This is a genomic window from Pseudomonas sp. HR1 (genome assembly GCF_030175875.1).
Lineage (GTDB): Bacteria > Pseudomonadota > Gammaproteobacteria > Pseudomonadales > Pseudomonadaceae > Chryseomonas > Chryseomonas oryzihabitans.
In genome coordinates this window covers 169,857-183,532 of the sequence record NZ_JASNRF010000007.1, presented here as the reverse complement: position 1 = coordinate 183,532, position 13,676 = coordinate 169,857, and the positions used below count along the sequence as shown (strand labels likewise).

Sequence of the window (13,676 nt, the reverse complement as noted above, 5' to 3'; positions counted from 1 at the left end):
GAGCGGGAAACGAGACTCGAACTCGCGACCCCGACCTTGGCAAGGTCGTGCTCTACCAACTGAGCTATTCCCGCAATTTTTGGCGTCCCCTAGGGGACTCGAACCCCTGTTACCGCCGTGAAAGGGCGGTGTCCTAGGCCACTAGACGAAGGGGACCAGGTAGAATCCCTGAGGACTCCGGCCTACCACTCGGCTGACGCTTGCCGCCGTTGGGAGTGCGCGCATTCTAGGGAGCCTTACCCTGGGCGTCAATAGCTGATTAAATACTTTTCAAATCAACGACTTCGCTCGTACGACAAACGGCGGGCAAGCACCATGGAGAAGGTCATGTCCTCAACGATGATTGCAGCGGTAGTGGGGCTTGGCATCCTCCTGTTGATCATGATCGCCTTCGTCAACCAGAAGCTCGAAGCGGGACGCCTGGAAAAACAGCGCCTGGTCGCCGACCTCACCGACCGCATCAAGCGCTGTGCCCAACTGGGCGGCAGCCTGCCCGGGCAGCTGATGACTCCGGCGCTAAAGCAGCTGTTCCATCGCATCGAACTGGGGCTGATCGCGCACCTCGCCGCCCTGCAGGCCCCTTCCGCCAGTCTCACCGCGCGCAAGACCGAACTGGAAGAAGTCCTGGCCAAGGGCGATGACATCGAAGTCGCCGACGCGGCCCGGCCGGTGCATACCGAGGCGCGGGTCAAGGAAGTCCGCGGCTACATGGAGATGCTCCATGCACTCGTCGCCCATGCCAACCAGATCGGCATTCTCGACGGCCAGGAGGCGCAGCGCTGGGTCGGCGAGATGCGCTATCTGCTCACGGCGACCTATGTGGAGTTCTTCCGCTACCAGGCCGAACAGCAGATCAAGAGCGAGCACTACATCCAGGCGCGTCAGTCCTACGAGCGGGCGATCATGCAGATTCGCAAGCAGCAGCAGCCCGAGCGCTATACCGAGTTGCTGGCCCATCTGGAAGAGCAGATCGCCCAGGTGAAACGCCAGCAGAGCGAACTGGCCGAGCAGGCCAGCAGCAGCGCCAACGAGCTGTCGGACAGCGTGGATACGCTCAAGGACGACAGCTGGCGCAAGAAGAACGACTACGAGTGAGGGCTTCCCTGCCCTCCCCGTCGATCAGCAATCGGTCGCGGCCAGAAAGGCCTCTACCAGGGCTTCGATACCGGCCTGATCCGCGGCGCTGAAGCGCGCCGGATGCGGACTGTCCAGATCCAGCACGCCGATCAGGCGACCGCCCTGGACCAGCGGCACCACCAGTTCGCTGCGCGACGCGGCGTCACAGGCGATATGCCCGGGAAAGGCATGGACGTCCTCGACGCGCTGGGTGCGCCGCTCGCGGGCTGCCGCGCCGCACACGCCCTTGTTGAAGGGAATGCGCATGCAGGCCACCTTGCCTTGGAAGGGGCCGAGCAGCAGCTGGTCCTCGCCCTCGACGAAATAGAAACCGGCCCAGTTCAGGTCCGGTACTTCCTGATAGATGAAGGCCGACAGCTGGGCGGCATTGGCCACCAGATTGCGCTCGCCGGCCAGCAGGGCTTCGACCTGGGCGGCCAGCATGGCATAGCCCTCGAGTCCGGCCCCTACGCCCGTCAGTTCTACGGTCATGCTTTCTCCAAGAGTTTGAGCCCGACCCACTGCCGGGCGAATTGATAGGCGCAGCGGCCGTTGCGGTTGCCGCGACCGGACGCCCAGCGGATGGCCTCGCGATCCGCTTCTTCCGACCACTCCAGCTGCAGGCCGGACTTGCCGGCCAGGGCCGCGCACCAGTGCCGCACCACGGCCAGGTAGTGATCCTGGGTAAAGGGATAGAAGGACAGCCAGAGGCCGAAACGATCCGACAGGGCGATCTTGTCTTCGGCCGCTTCGCTGGGGTGCAGTTCGCCGTCGACGTGCTCCCAGTTGGCATTGTCGCTCTGCCGCTCGGCCACCAGGTGGCGGCGGTTGGAGGTGGCATAGAGCACCACGTTGTCCGGCGCCTGCTCCAGGGAACCGTCCAGCACGCTCTTGAGCACCCGGTAGTCGTCGCTGCCGGAATCGAAGGAGAGGTCATCGCAGAACACCACGAAGCGCTGCGGCTGACCGGCGAGTTGCTCAACGGCGCGAGGCAGATCGGCGAGATCGTCGCGTTCGATTTCGATCAGCCGCAGACCCTCGCCGGCATATTCCGCCAGCAGCGCCCGGATCAGCGACGACTTGCCGGTGCCCCGCGCGCCCCACAGCAGCGTGTGGTTGGCCGGCAGTCCGGCCACGAACTGGCGGGTGTTGCGGGCGAGTTGATCGCGTTGGCGATCGATACCCAGCAGATCGGCCAGGCGCAGTTCCAGATTGACCTCGAGCGGCTGCAGATAGCCGCCATGGCCTTCCCGACGCCAGCGCGCCGCATAGCAGTGCTGCCAGTCCAGCGGTTCGCGACGATGGGGCAACAGGGGTTCGAGGCGCTCCAGCACCTGCCGGGCGTGGAGCAGAAAGTCTTCTAGGGAGGCATTCACGGGGATGATCCTTGACGACGAAAAGAGAAAGCGGGTCAGCCGCCCTTCAGGCCGGGCATTATCGTATGACTTTTACCATCCAGACAAAGCCCGGCTGGAGGGCCCCCTAGGAGGCCAGCGCCTGGCGGACATGCTTTTCCAGCTGAGACGGACGGGTGATGGGCGCGAAGCGCTGCACACGCCCCTGCGCCGGCGTGACGAGAAACTTGGTGAAGTTCCAGCGGATCGCGCCACCCAACAGCCCTGGCGCTCTCTTTTTCAGCGCGACGAACAGCGGATGGGCACCGTCACCATTGACGTCGAGCTTGGCCATCACCGGAAAGCTGACGTTGAAGCGGGTCAGGCAGAAGGTCTGGATCTCGGCATTGCTGCCCGGCTCCTGACCGCCGAACTGATTGCAGGGAAAGACGATCACTCGCAGTCCTTCGGCCAGATAGCGCTGCTGCAGCGCCTCGAGGCCGTCGTACTGGCGAGTGAAGCCACAACGGCTGGCGGTGTTGACCACCAGATAGGCCCGCGCCGGCCAGTCGGCCAGGCAGGCCCGTTGGCCATCGGCGGTCTCGAACGGCAGGCTGAGGAGGTCCCTGATCACGCGGAGGCCCTGGGTTGCAGCTGCAGCGCCACCGAGTTGATGCAGTAGCGCAGGCCGGTCGGCGGCGGACCGTCGGGGAAAACGTGGCCCAGATGGGCGTCGCAGCGGGCGCAGAGCACCTCGACGCGGTGCATGCCGTGGCTGAAGTCTTCCTTTTCCTGCACCGCCTCGCCGTCGATGGGTGCGTAATAGCTGGGCCAGCCGCAGCCGGAATCGAACTTGGTGCTGGAGTCGAACAGCGCCAGCTCGCAGCAGGCGCAGTGATAGACGCCGGGCGTCTTGGTGTTGCAGTAGGCACCGGTATAGGGTCTTTCGGTGGCGGCCAGGCGACAGACGCGAAACTGATCGTCGGTCAGGCGCTCACGCCAGTCTTCCGGGCTACGCTGTACTTTTTCCATGATGACCTCTCTGGATGCCGGCGCATCTTTTGTAACAGGCGATGCGGCCGTATGATTCCCGCTCAGTCTGGCATCCGCCCCCGGATGCTGCCAAGCGCCGGTCGGCGTCCGTCCCCGCCGAGTCTTTCTCGCCCCTTTTCCAGGATTCATTTCCCCATGCAGGTCTCCAAGTCGAACAAGCTCGCCAATGTCTGCTACGACATCCGCGGCCCGGTCCTCAAGCATGCCAAGCGCCTCGAAGAAGAAGGCCACCGCATCCTGAAGCTCAACATCGGCAATCCGGCGCCCTTCGGCTTCGAGGCGCCCGAGGAGATCCTGCAGGACGTCATCCGCAATCTGCCGACCGCCCAGGGCTACAGCGACTCCAAGGGCCTGTTCAGCGCGCGCAAGGCGGTGATGCAGTATTGCCAGCAGAAGCGCATCGAGGGTGTCGGCATCGAAGACATCTACCTGGGCAATGGCGTCTCCGAGCTGATCGTCATGGCCATGCAGGCGCTGCTCAACAACAACGACGAGGTGCTGATCCCGGCACCGGACTATCCGCTGTGGACCGCCGCGGTCAGCCTGGCCGGCGGCAAGCCGGTGCACTACCTGTGCGACGAACAGGCCGGCTGGTTCCCCGATCTGGCCGACATGGAAGCCAAGATCACCAGCAACACCAAGGCGCTGGTGCTGATCAATCCGAACAACCCCACCGGTGCGGTCTACTCCAAGGCGGTGCTGGAAGGCATCGTCGAGCTGGCGCGGCGGCACAACCTGGTGCTGTTCTCCGACGAGATCTACGACAAGATCCTCTACGACGAGGCCCAGCACATCTCCACCGCTTCCCTGGCGCCGGACGTCCTGTGCCTGACCTTCAACGGCCTGTCCAAGTCCTATCGCGTCGCCGGCTTCCGGTCGGGCTGGCTGATCGTCTCGGGCCCCAAGCACCGCGCCCACAGCTATATCGAAGGCCTCGACATCCTCGCCAACATGCGCCTGTGCGCCAACGTGCCGGCGCAGCACGCGATCCAGACCGCGCTGGGCGGCTACCAGAGCATCAACGACCTGGTCCTGCCGCCCGGACGCCTGCTGGAACAGCGCAATCGCACCTGGGAGCTGCTCAACGACATCCCCGGGGTCAGCTGCGTGAAGCCGATGGGCGCGCTCTACGCCTTCCCGCGGATCGATCCCAAGGTCTGCCCCATCCACAACGACGAGAAGTTCGTCCTCGACCTGTTGCTGTCAGAAAAGCTGCTGGTGGTCCAGGGCACCGCCTTCAACTGGCCCTGGCCCGACCACTTCCGTGTCGTCACCCTGCCCCGCGTCGATGACCTGGAGCAGGCGATCGGCCGCATCGGCAACTTCCTCGGCGGCTACGCCCAGTAACGGCAAAGCATTTCCGGGTCTTTCACCGGTTGGCGCCCCCAGCGGCGTCAACCGGCGCTGGCACTCGCGCGCTGGCCGCCGCCAGCCCAATCGGCCGGCAGACGACACAGTTTGCAATAGTGGAAACGTTGAACGGACCGGGACGGAACCTTATATAGCCGGCAGATAAACCTGTGAGGAGCTGTACCCCACCATGATGCGCATTCTGTTGTTTCTGGCTACCAACCTGGCGGTGCTGATCGTTGCCAGCATCACCTTGAAGGTGCTTGGCGTGGATCGCTACACCGGTCAGAACTATGGCAGTCTGCTGGTGTTCTGTGCCGTGTTCGGTTTCGCCGGCTCGCTGGTCTCGCTGTTCATCTCCAAGTGGATGGCGAAGATGAGCACCCGCACCGAGGTCATCAGCCAGCCGCGTACCCGCCATGAGCAGTGGCTGCTGCAGACCGTCGAAGAGCTGGCCCGCGAAGCCGGCATCAAGACGCCCGAGGTCGGCATCTTCCCGGCCTACGAGGCCAACGCCTTCGCCACCGGCTGGAACCGCAACGACGCCCTCGTCGCGGTCAGCCAGGGCCTGCTCGAGCGTTTCTCGCCCGAAGAAGTGCGTGCGGTGCTGGCCCACGAGATCGGCCACGTCGCCAACGGCGACATGGTGACCCTGGCACTGATCCAGGGCGTGGTGAACACCTTCGTGATGTTCTTCGCCCGGATCTTCGGCAACTTCGTCGACAAGGCCATCTTCAAGAACGAGGAAGGCCACGGTATCGCCTACTTCGTGACCACCATCGTCGCCGAACTGGTCCTGGGCATCCTGGCCAGCATCATCGTCATGTGGTTCTCGCGCAAACGCGAATTCCGCGCCGACGAAGCCGGTGCGCGCCTGGCCGGCCCCAACGCCATGATCGGCGCCCTGCAGCGCCTGCGTGCCGAACAGGGTATCCCGGTGCAGATGCCCGACACCCTGAACGCCTTCGGCATCAACGGCTCGCTGAAGAACGGCCTGGCCGGTCTGCTGATGAGCCACCCGCCGCTGGAAGACCGCATCGAAGCCCTGCGCCGCTACGGCCAGCGCTGAGTTCGAGCGATGAAAAAACCCGGCCAAGGCCGGGTTTTTTCATGGGTGGGTCAAGCTGCGTATGGCTTCGCCCAGGCCTTCGCCGGTCAGGGGGAACATGCGCTGCCCCATCAGCTCGCGCAACAGGCCGATGGAGGTGCTGAAATCCCAGCCATCGCGTGGATAGGGATTGAGCCAGGCAGCCCGCGGAAAGTGCTGGCACAGCCGCTGGATCCAGAGTGCGCCGGGCTCTTCGTTCCAGTGTTCGACGCTACCCCCCGGGTGGGTGAGCTCATAGGGCCCCATGCTGGCATCGCCGACGATCACCAGGCGGTAGTCCGCGCCATAGCGGCGCAGAAGCTCACCGGTCGCCAGCCCCTCTTCGTGGCGCCGGGCATTGTCCCGCCAGACGCGTTCGTAGACGCAGTTGTGGAAGTAGTAGTACTCCAAGTGGCGGAACTCCAGGCGGCAGGCGCTGAACAGCTCGCTGCACAGCTGTACATGCAGGTCCATGGAGCCGCCGACATCGAGCAGCAGGAGCACCTTGGTCGCATTGTGCCGCTCCGGGCGATAGCGCACGTCCAGCAACCCGCCCTCGCGCGCCGTGGCCGCGATGGTCTCCTCCAGATCGAATTCCGCCGCCGCGCCCTGGCGAGCGAAGCGCCTGAGCCGGCGCAGGGCCAGTTGCAGGTTGCGGCGATCCAGGGGCGCGCGGTCATCCAGATTGCGGAAGTCGCGCTGCTCCCAGACCTTGGCCGCCCGCCCCTGGCGGGTACCGGCTTCGCCCACGCGCACACCGAAGGGATTGTAGCCACCGCTGCCGAAGGGACTGGTACCGCCCGTGCCGACCCATTTGTTACCGCCGGCGTGCCGCTCGCGCTGTTCGGCGAGACGCTGCCGCAGGGTCTCGAGCAGCTCATCGAGGCCACCCAGGGCCTGCAGCCGCTGGCGATCCTCCTCCGACAGCCGCCGCTGCAGCTCCAGCCGCAGCCAATCCGCGGGAAGCGCCTGCGCATCCGGCGCACGCTCCGACCTGGCCAGCTCGCCGGCATAGACCTGGTCGAAACGGTCGAAGAAGCGCTCGTCCTTGACCAGCACGGCGCGCGCCAGCAGATAAAAGGCCTCGGGATCGGCCACCGCCAGGCCGGCATCCAAGGCAGCGTGCAGATCCAGCAGTTCGCCCAGGGACACCGGGATGCCCGCGGCCCTGAGTCGAGTGAAGAAATCGAGGAACATGCCGCGCTCAGCTCCGCCGCCGGCGCATGAAGGCCTGGCGTTCGAGCAACTGCAGATCCTGTTCGTTCTTTACCAGGGCACCTGCCAGGGGCGGCAGACCGCCCTCGCCGTGCAGCGCCCGCTGCGCCGCCTCATCGCCCAGCAACAGCGCCAGCCAGTCCACCAGCTCCGAGGTGGACGGCTTCTTCTTCAGCCCCGGCACGCTGCGCAGGTCGAGGAAGAGATCCAGCGCCTCCTTGACCAGGCGCCCCTGGAGATCGGGATAGTGCACCTGGACGATACGTTCGAGGGTGTCGCGCTCGGGAAAGCGGATGAAGTGAAAGAAGCAGCGGCGCAGAAAGGCGTCCGGCAGTTCCTTTTCGTTGTTGGAGGTGATGATGATGACGGGTCGCCGCTGGGCACGAATGGTCTCGCCGGTCTCGTAGACATGGAACTCCATGCGATCGAGTTCCAGCAGCAGGTCGTTGGGAAACTCGATGTCGGCCTTGTCGATCTCGTCGATCAGCAGCACCACCGGATCCTCGGCGGTGAAGGCGTCCCACAGCTTGCCCGGCTTGATGTAGTTCGCCACCTCCTGCACCTGGGGATCCCCCAGCTGGGAATCGCGCAGGCGACTCACAGCGTCGTACTCATAGAGCCCTTGCTGCGCCTTGGTGGTGGACTTGACGTGCCAGGTGATCAGCCGCGCCCCCTGGCTCTCGGCCACCTGCTCGGCCAGCAGCGTCTTGCCGGTGCCCGGCTCGCCCTTCACCAGCAGCGGACGCCCCAGCTGGATGGCGGCATTGACCGCCAGACTGAGTTCGGCCGTGGCCACATAACGCTCGGTACCCTGAAAGGCCATCACTGATCCTCGGCAGCTGTTTCGCCTGACGATAGCACGCCGCACCTGGGCTGGACGCCATCGGACGCAAGGCCTAGGCTGCGAGTTTTCCGCGCCGTACAGGATCCGCCATGAGCCGCATCTTCGCTGACAACGCCCAGTCCATCGGCAACACGCCGCTGGTCTACATCAATCGCCTCGGCCCCAAGGGCGTCACCCTGCTCGCCAAGATCGAGGGACGCAATCCGGGCTATTCGGTCAAATGCCGTATCGGTGCCAACCTGATCTGGGACGCCGAAGCCAAGGGGCTGCTCAAGCCCGGCATGAGCCTGGTGGAGCCCACCTCGGGTAATACCGGCATCGGCCTGGCCTATGTGGCCGCCGCCCGTGGCTACCGCCTGGTGCTGACCATGCCGGCCTCCATGAGCCTGGAGCGGCGCAAGGTGCTGAAGGCGCTGGGCGCGGAGCTGGTGCTGACCGAGCCGGCCAAGGGCATGAAGGGCGCCATCGAGAAGGCGCGGGAGATCGCCGAGAGCGAGCCCGATCGCTATTTCATGCCGCAGCAATTCGACAACCCGGCCAACCCGGCCATCCATGAAAAAACCACCGGCCCCGAGATCTGGAACGACACCGATGGCGCCATCGATGTGCTGGTGGCCGGCGTCGGTACCGGCGGTACCCTGACCGGCATCTCGCGCTTCATCAAGAACACCAAGGGCAAGCCGATCCTCTCGGTCGCCGTGGAGCCGGAAACCTCGCCGGTCATCAGCCAGACCCTGGCCGGTGCCGAGGTGAAGCCCAACCCGCACAAGATCCAGGGCATCGGCGCCGGTTTCGTACCCGGCAACCTGGACCTCGCCATGGTCGATCGCGTCGAGCAGGTGAGCGATGAGCAGGCCAAGTTGATGGCCCAGCGCCTGATGCGCGAGGAAGGCATTCTCTGTGGCATCTCCTGCGGCGCCGCCATGGCGGCCGCGGTCCGGCTGGCCGAGACGCCGGAGATGCAGGGCAAGACCATCGTGGTCATCCTGCCGGATTCCGGTGAGCGCTATCTGTCGACGATGCTCTTCGATGGCCTGTTCGACGAGCAGGAACTGGTTCAGTAACGCCCGCAGCCCCGCTCTCCCCTGAGGGCGCCACCGGAGAGGCCTGGACCGCGTTACCACCGCCCAAGAAAAAGCCCGGTTTCCCGGGCTTTTTTCGTATCAGAGATGCTTGATCTCGGCCTTGGCATCCAGGGCCCGACGGTAGGCAGCGAAATCGACCTGGCCGGCGCGCGAGGCGAGGTAGCGACGATACAACGCCTTGTCCTCGGCACTCAGGGCTTCCTTGGGCACCCCGACACCCTGCAGCCGGATCAGGACGAAGTCACCGTTCTGCAGGCTGACACCGGCATAGGACGGCTTGTCGCCTTCCGGCTTGGCCATGCGGAAGGCCGCCTGCAACACCTGAGGATCGATACCCTCCTGGTTGCGGGTGGCGGCTTCGACGGTACGCCAGTCGCCCGCCACGGCCTTGCCGCCGTCGCGCAGGGTCTTGAGCTGCTGCTCACCCGTCTGCTTGGCCACGGCTGCGGCCTTTTCGTGGGTCAGGCGGGTCACGATCTCATTTCTGACCGCATCCAGAGGTTGCAGCTGCGGCGTACGGTGCTCCTTGTCACGAATCACCACCAGGGTCTCCGGATCCAGTTGCAGCGCGGTGCTGTTGGCCCCGTTGCGCAGGACGTCTTCGCTGAAAGCCGCCTCGATCACCTGGCGGTTGGCGGTCAACCCCTCGCCGCCTTCACGACCGAAGGGCGCGCTGGTCTTGACCTGCAGGCCCAGCTCCTGGGCCGGCTGGCCCAGGTCGGAGGACTCATAGGCGGAGCTTTCCAGCTTGCGGCCCGCTTCCACGAACAGGCGATCGGCGTCTTCCGCCTTGAGCTGCTGTTCCAGACGCGGCCGGACGCTGGCCAGGGTGGGCACTTCCGGTGCCTGTACGCCCTGCAGCTTGATCAGGTGCCAGCCAAAGCTGGTGCGCACCGGAGCCGACACCTGCTGCGGTGCCAGCGCATAGAGCGCCTCTTCGAAGGCCGGATCATAGACGCCGCGACCGGCAAAGCCGAGGTCACCGCCATTGGCCGCCGAGCCCGGGTCCTGGGAGAACTCCTTGGCCAGCTTGGCGAAGTCCTCGCCCTTCTTCAGGCGTTCCTGGATCTGCTGGATCTTGGCCTTGGCCTGCTCGTCGTTCTGCTTGTCATTGACCTCGATGAGGATATGGGCGGCGTCACGCTGCTCCGACAGATTGGCGATCTCGGATTTGTAGGCGGCCTGCAGGCGGCTTTCGTCGACCTTGGCCTTGGCCAGGAAGGCATCCTTCTTCAGCTCGACGTACTCGATGACCACCTGCTCGGGGGTCATGAAGGCGTTCTTGTGGCTGTCGTAGTAGGCCTGGATCTTGTCCTGGGTCGGCGTGATGCCGGCCGGCGAGGCCTTGACGGTACGCAGGGCGAAGTCACGGGTCTGCCGTTCGAGGGCCGCAAAGGCCTCGATATCGGCATCGGTGACGAAGTTGCTGCCGACGATGCCGGCGCGCAGCTGACCGATCAGCATCTCGTCGCGCAGGAGATCGCGGAATTGCAGGCGGTTGTAGTTCATCTGGCGAACGGCCTGATCGAAGCGCTGCGGATCGAAACGCCCTTCGGTCTGGAATTCGGGGGTATTGAGGATCAGCTGATCCAGTGCCTGCTCGGAGAAGGCGAAGCGATCGGCCTTGGCGCTCTGCAGCAGCAGTTGCTTGTCGATCAGTGCCTTGAGCGCGGATTCGCGCAGCAGACGGTCATCCAGGGTGGACGGATCGAACCCCTGCCCCAGTTGCTGCTGCAGCTGGCGACGCTGCATTTCCACGGCCTGGGCCAGCTCCGTCTGCTTGATCTCGTCGCCATTGACCAGCGCGACGGCGCCCTGGTGACCCGTGGCGCGGATGATCGCTTCGAAGCCGGTCAGTGCCATCAGCAGGATGATGAATCCGATGATGACTTTGGCAATCCATCCCTGCGAACGGTCCCTGATGTTTTGTAGCATGTTCCCCCCACGAGCTGTGGCCGGACCGGCCATGGCGAAATCGTCGAATAGCAAATAGCGAAAAGGCGCATCTCGAGATGCGCCTTTTCGTCGATCAAGGACCTTGCATCCAGCAGGACGGCGGAACACCAGCAGCTTCAGCTGGGGGCCCGCCCATCAAGCCCAGGGGCGCCGTCAGTGGGTACTGACGCGCTCCTTGCCTTCCTGATCCCGCTTCTCGTCCTTGCTGACGAGCTCCGGACCATCGTCCGGCAGCGGCTCCGGCGTGTATTGCAGCGCAACCTCCAAGACCTCGTCAATCCATTTGACCGGCTTGATCTGCAAGTCGGCCTTGATGTTATCCGGAATGTCCCGCAGATCCCGGACGTTTTCTTCCGGAATGATCACGGTACGGATGCCGCCGCGGTGGGCTGCGAGCAGCTTTTCCTTGAGGCCGCCGATGGCCAGCACCTGACCACGCAGGGTGATCTCGCCGGTCATGGCCACGTCGGCGCGTACCGGAATGCGGGTGGCCGCCGACACCAGCGCCGTGCACATGCCGATACCGGCACTCGGACCGTCCTTGGGCGTGGCGCCTTCGGGGACGTGGATATGGATGTCGTGCTTCTCGTGGAAGTCCCTGGGGATACCCAGGCTGCGACCACGGCTGCGGACCACGGTCAGGGCCGCGGTGATGGACTCGGCCATCACGTCGCCCAGCGAACCGGTCTTGATCATCTGACCCTTGCCGGGGACCACGGCGGACTCGATGGTCAGCAGTTCACCGCCTACCTGGGTCCAGGCCAGGCCGGTGACCTGACCGATCTGATCCTGCTGCTCGGCCAGACCGTAGCGGAACTTGCGGACGCCCAGCCAGTGCTCCAGGGTGTCCACGGTGACGCTGGCGGTACGCTCCTTGCTCAGGGCGTGCTGCTTGACCACCTTGCGGCAGACCTTGGCCACCTGACGCTCCAGACTGCGCACGCCCGCTTCACGGGTGTAGTAGCGGATGATGTCGCGCAGGGCGGCTTCATCGAATTCCACCTCGCCCTTCTTCAGGCCGTTGGCCTTGACCTGCTTGGGAATCAGGTAGCGGGTGGCGATGTTGACCTTCTCGTCTTCGGTGTAGCCGGGCAGCCGAATCACTTCCATGCGGTCCAGCAGCGGCGCCGGAATGTTCATGGAGTTGGCGGTGCAGACGAACATCACGTCGGAGAGGTCGTAGTCCACCTCGAGGTAATGGTCGTTGAAGGTGTGGTTCTGCTCCGGATCCAGGACCTCGAGCAATGCAGAGGCGGGATCGCCGCGCATGTCGTTGCCCATCTTGTCGATTTCGTCGAGCAGGAACAACGGGTTGCGCACCCCGACCTTGGTCATCTTCTGGATCAGACGACCCGGCATGGAGCCGATGTAGGTGCGGCGGTGACCACGGATCTCGGCTTCGTCACGCACGCCACCCAGGGCCATGCGCACGAACTTGCGACCGGTGGAGCGGGCGATGGACTCGGCCAGCGAGGTCTTGCCCACGCCGGGCGGACCGACCAGGCACAGCACCGGGCCCCGCACCTTCTTCACGCGCTTCTGCACGGCGAGGTATTCGAGAATGCGCTCTTTCACTTCCTCGAGACCGTAGTGGTCCTTGTCGAGGACTTCCTCGGCGCGGCCCAGGTCCAGACGGACCTTGCTCTCGGCCTGCCACGGCACGTTCACCAGCCAGTCGATGTAGGAGCGCACCACGGTGGCTTCGGCCGACATGGGCGACATCTGCTTGAGCTTGTTCAGCTCGGCATTGGCCTTGGCGAGGGCATCCTTGGGCAAACCGGCGGCCTCGATGCGACGCTTGAGGTCGTCGACCTCGTTGTGTCCTTCATCGATGTCGCCCAGTTCCTTCTGGATGGCCTTCATCTGTTCGTTGAGGTAGTACTCGCGCTGGCTGCGCTCCATCTGCTTCTTGACGCGGCCACGGATGCGTTTTTCCACCTGCAGCAGGTCGATTTCCGCATCCAGCAGGGCCAGCACGTGCTCGACGCGGGGGCCCAGCTCGGTGATCTCGAGGATCTCCTGCTTCTGCTCGATCTTCAGCGCCATGTGCGCGGCCATGGTATCGACCAGGCGGCTGGGATCTTCGATGCTGTTGAGGGAAGACAGCACCTCGGCGGGGACCTTCTTGCCGAGTTGCACGTATTGCTCGAACTGGCTCATCAGGCTGCGCGAGAACACCTCGGATTCGCGATCCGGGGCTTCGCTGTCCTCGATCAGGGTGACCAGGGCACGGGCATAGGCCTGGTTCTCGACGAAGGACTCGATACGGCCACGCTGCTCGCCCTCGACCAGGACCTTGACGGTGCCGTCGGGCAACTTGAGCAGCTGGAGAACGGTGGCGACCGTACCCATGTGATACATGTCATCCGCGGCGGGATCGTCGTCGCCGGGATTCTTCTGCGCGACCAGCAGGATCTGCTTGTCGCCAGCCATGGCGGCCTCGAGGGCCTCGACGGACTTTTCCCTTCCGACGAACAATGGGATGACCATGTGGGGATAGACCACTACGTCACGTAGGGGCAGCAGGGGAAGTTCTATCGTCGTAGTCATGGGATACGGGTCTCGGCAAATAATCGGCCGCAGATGCGGTTAAGGCCTCGGTTTTCTCTAACATGAGGTTGGGCGCCGCAAAATAC

12 protein-coding genes and 2 tRNA genes are annotated in these 13,676 nt (G+C 64.4%); 4 read left to right on the top strand and 10 right to left on the bottom strand.

Annotated elements, in window-relative coordinates; all coding sequences use genetic code 11:
* Position 1: 1 nt before the first annotated feature.
* A tRNA-Gly gene (locus QKY98_RS21580) sits at positions 2 to 74 on the bottom strand.
* A 6-nt stretch (positions 75 to 80) separates the two neighbouring features.
* Positions 81 to 156, bottom strand: a tRNA-Glu gene (locus QKY98_RS21575).
* Positions 157 to 327: 171 nt separating this feature from the next.
* Between QKY98_RS21575 and QKY98_RS21570 the strand changes: the two genes are divergently transcribed.
* Complete coding sequence (locus tag QKY98_RS21570) at positions 328 to 1,095, top strand: hypothetical protein (protein WP_284671562.1); 768 nt, start codon at positions 328 to 330, stop codon at positions 1,093 to 1,095.
* 24 nt (positions 1,096 to 1,119) lie between these two features.
* Here QKY98_RS21570 and msrC read toward each other — a convergent pair whose 3' ends face one another.
* The 4 genes from msrC to msrB all read right to left on the bottom strand — a co-directional run bounded on the left by msrC (position 1,120) and on the right by msrB (position 3,482).
* The gene (gene msrC / locus QKY98_RS21565) at positions 1,120 to 1,608 is read right to left on the bottom strand and encodes a free L-methionine (R)-S-oxide reductase MsrC (RefSeq protein ID WP_144960588.1); all 489 of its coding nucleotides are present in this window, start codon (positions 1,606 to 1,608) and stop codon (positions 1,120 to 1,122) included.
* Entirely contained in the window at positions 1,605 to 2,492 is an 888-nt protein-coding gene (locus tag QKY98_RS21560) for an ATP-binding protein (protein WP_007162233.1), read from the bottom strand. The genes msrC and QKY98_RS21560 overlap by 4 nt, the downstream gene beginning before the upstream one ends.
* Positions 2,493 to 2,598: 106 nt before the next feature.
* Positions 2,599 to 3,084, bottom strand: coding sequence for a glutathione peroxidase (locus tag QKY98_RS21555; RefSeq protein WP_027601225.1), 486 nt, complete (start codon positions 3,082 to 3,084; stop codon positions 2,599 to 2,601).
* A complete protein-coding gene (gene msrB / locus QKY98_RS21550; RefSeq protein WP_144960586.1) occupies positions 3,081 to 3,482 on the bottom strand; it encodes a peptide-methionine (R)-S-oxide reductase MsrB in 402 nt (133 codons plus the stop codon). The genes QKY98_RS21555 and msrB overlap by 4 nt, the downstream gene beginning before the upstream one ends.
* A 156-nt stretch (positions 3,483 to 3,638) precedes the next feature.
* Here msrB and QKY98_RS21545 point away from each other — a divergent pair, with 156 nt between their 5' ends.
* Positions 3,639 to 4,850, top strand: coding sequence for a pyridoxal phosphate-dependent aminotransferase (locus QKY98_RS21545; protein ID WP_027601227.1), 1,212 nt, complete (start codon positions 3,639 to 3,641; stop codon positions 4,848 to 4,850).
* 193 nt (positions 4,851 to 5,043) lie between these two features.
* Positions 5,044 to 5,922 (top strand): protease HtpX, encoded by an 879-nt coding sequence (htpX, locus tag QKY98_RS21540; protein WP_007162229.1) that lies wholly within the window; start codon positions 5,044 to 5,046, stop codon positions 5,920 to 5,922.
* Between the two features lie 39 nt (positions 5,923 to 5,961).
* On the opposite strand, the gene QKY98_RS21535 is transcribed toward htpX, so the two are convergent.
* Both QKY98_RS21535 and QKY98_RS21530 read right to left on the bottom strand, forming a co-directional pair.
* On the bottom strand, positions 5,962 to 7,137 hold the full coding sequence (locus QKY98_RS21535; protein WP_284671561.1) for a vWA domain-containing protein: 1,176 nt from the start codon (positions 7,135 to 7,137) through the stop codon (positions 5,962 to 5,964).
* Positions 7,138 to 7,144: 7 nt separating this feature from the next.
* Complete coding sequence (locus QKY98_RS21530; RefSeq protein WP_284671560.1) at positions 7,145 to 7,978, bottom strand: AAA family ATPase; 834 nt, start codon at positions 7,976 to 7,978, stop codon at positions 7,145 to 7,147.
* Between the two features lie 110 nt (positions 7,979 to 8,088).
* Between QKY98_RS21530 and cysK the strand changes: the two genes are divergently transcribed.
* On the top strand, positions 8,089 to 9,063 hold the full coding sequence (cysK, locus tag QKY98_RS21525; RefSeq protein ID WP_007162226.1) for a cysteine synthase A: 975 nt from the start codon (positions 8,089 to 8,091) through the stop codon (positions 9,061 to 9,063).
* Positions 9,064 to 9,162: 99 nt separating this feature from the next.
* Here cysK and QKY98_RS21520 read toward each other — a convergent pair whose 3' ends face one another.
* Complete coding sequence (locus tag QKY98_RS21520) at positions 9,163 to 11,019, bottom strand: SurA N-terminal domain-containing protein (protein WP_284671559.1); 1,857 nt, start codon at positions 11,017 to 11,019, stop codon at positions 9,163 to 9,165.
* A gap of 174 nt (positions 11,020 to 11,193) precedes the next feature.
* Entirely contained in the window at positions 11,194 to 13,590 is a 2,397-nt protein-coding gene (lon, locus tag QKY98_RS21515) for an endopeptidase La (protein WP_108581990.1), read from the bottom strand.
* Positions 13,591 to 13,676 lie beyond the last annotated feature (86 nt).

Excerpts from the sequence above, each read along its gene's own strand:
- htpX (WP_007162229.1), top strand. The coding sequence starts at position 5,044 with ATGATGCGCATTCTGTTGTTTCTGGCTACCAACCTGGCGGTGCTGATC.
- msrC (WP_144960588.1), bottom strand. The coding sequence starts at position 1,608 with ATGACCGTAGAACTGACGGGCGTAGGGGCCGGACTCGAGGGCTATGCC.
- QKY98_RS21520 (WP_284671559.1), bottom strand. The coding sequence starts at position 11,019 with ATGCTACAAAACATCAGGGACCGTTCGCAGGGATGGATTGCCAAAGTC.
- QKY98_RS21530 (WP_284671560.1), bottom strand. The coding sequence starts at position 7,978 with ATGGCCTTTCAGGGTACCGAGCGTTATGTGGCCACGGCCGAACTCAGT.
- lon (WP_108581990.1), bottom strand. The coding sequence starts at position 13,590 with ATGACTACGACGATAGAACTTCCCCTGCTGCCCCTACGTGACGTAGTG.
- QKY98_RS21535 (WP_284671561.1), bottom strand. The coding sequence starts at position 7,137 with ATGTTCCTCGATTTCTTCACTCGACTCAGGGCCGCGGGCATCCCGGTG.
- cysK (WP_007162226.1), top strand. The coding sequence starts at position 8,089 with ATGAGCCGCATCTTCGCTGACAACGCCCAGTCCATCGGCAACACGCCG.
- QKY98_RS21570 (WP_284671562.1), top strand. The coding sequence starts at position 328 with ATGTCCTCAACGATGATTGCAGCGGTAGTGGGGCTTGGCATCCTCCTG.
- msrB (WP_144960586.1), bottom strand. The coding sequence starts at position 3,482 with ATGGAAAAAGTACAGCGTAGCCCGGAAGACTGGCGTGAGCGCCTGACC.
- QKY98_RS21545 (WP_027601227.1), top strand. The coding sequence starts at position 3,639 with ATGCAGGTCTCCAAGTCGAACAAGCTCGCCAATGTCTGCTACGACATC.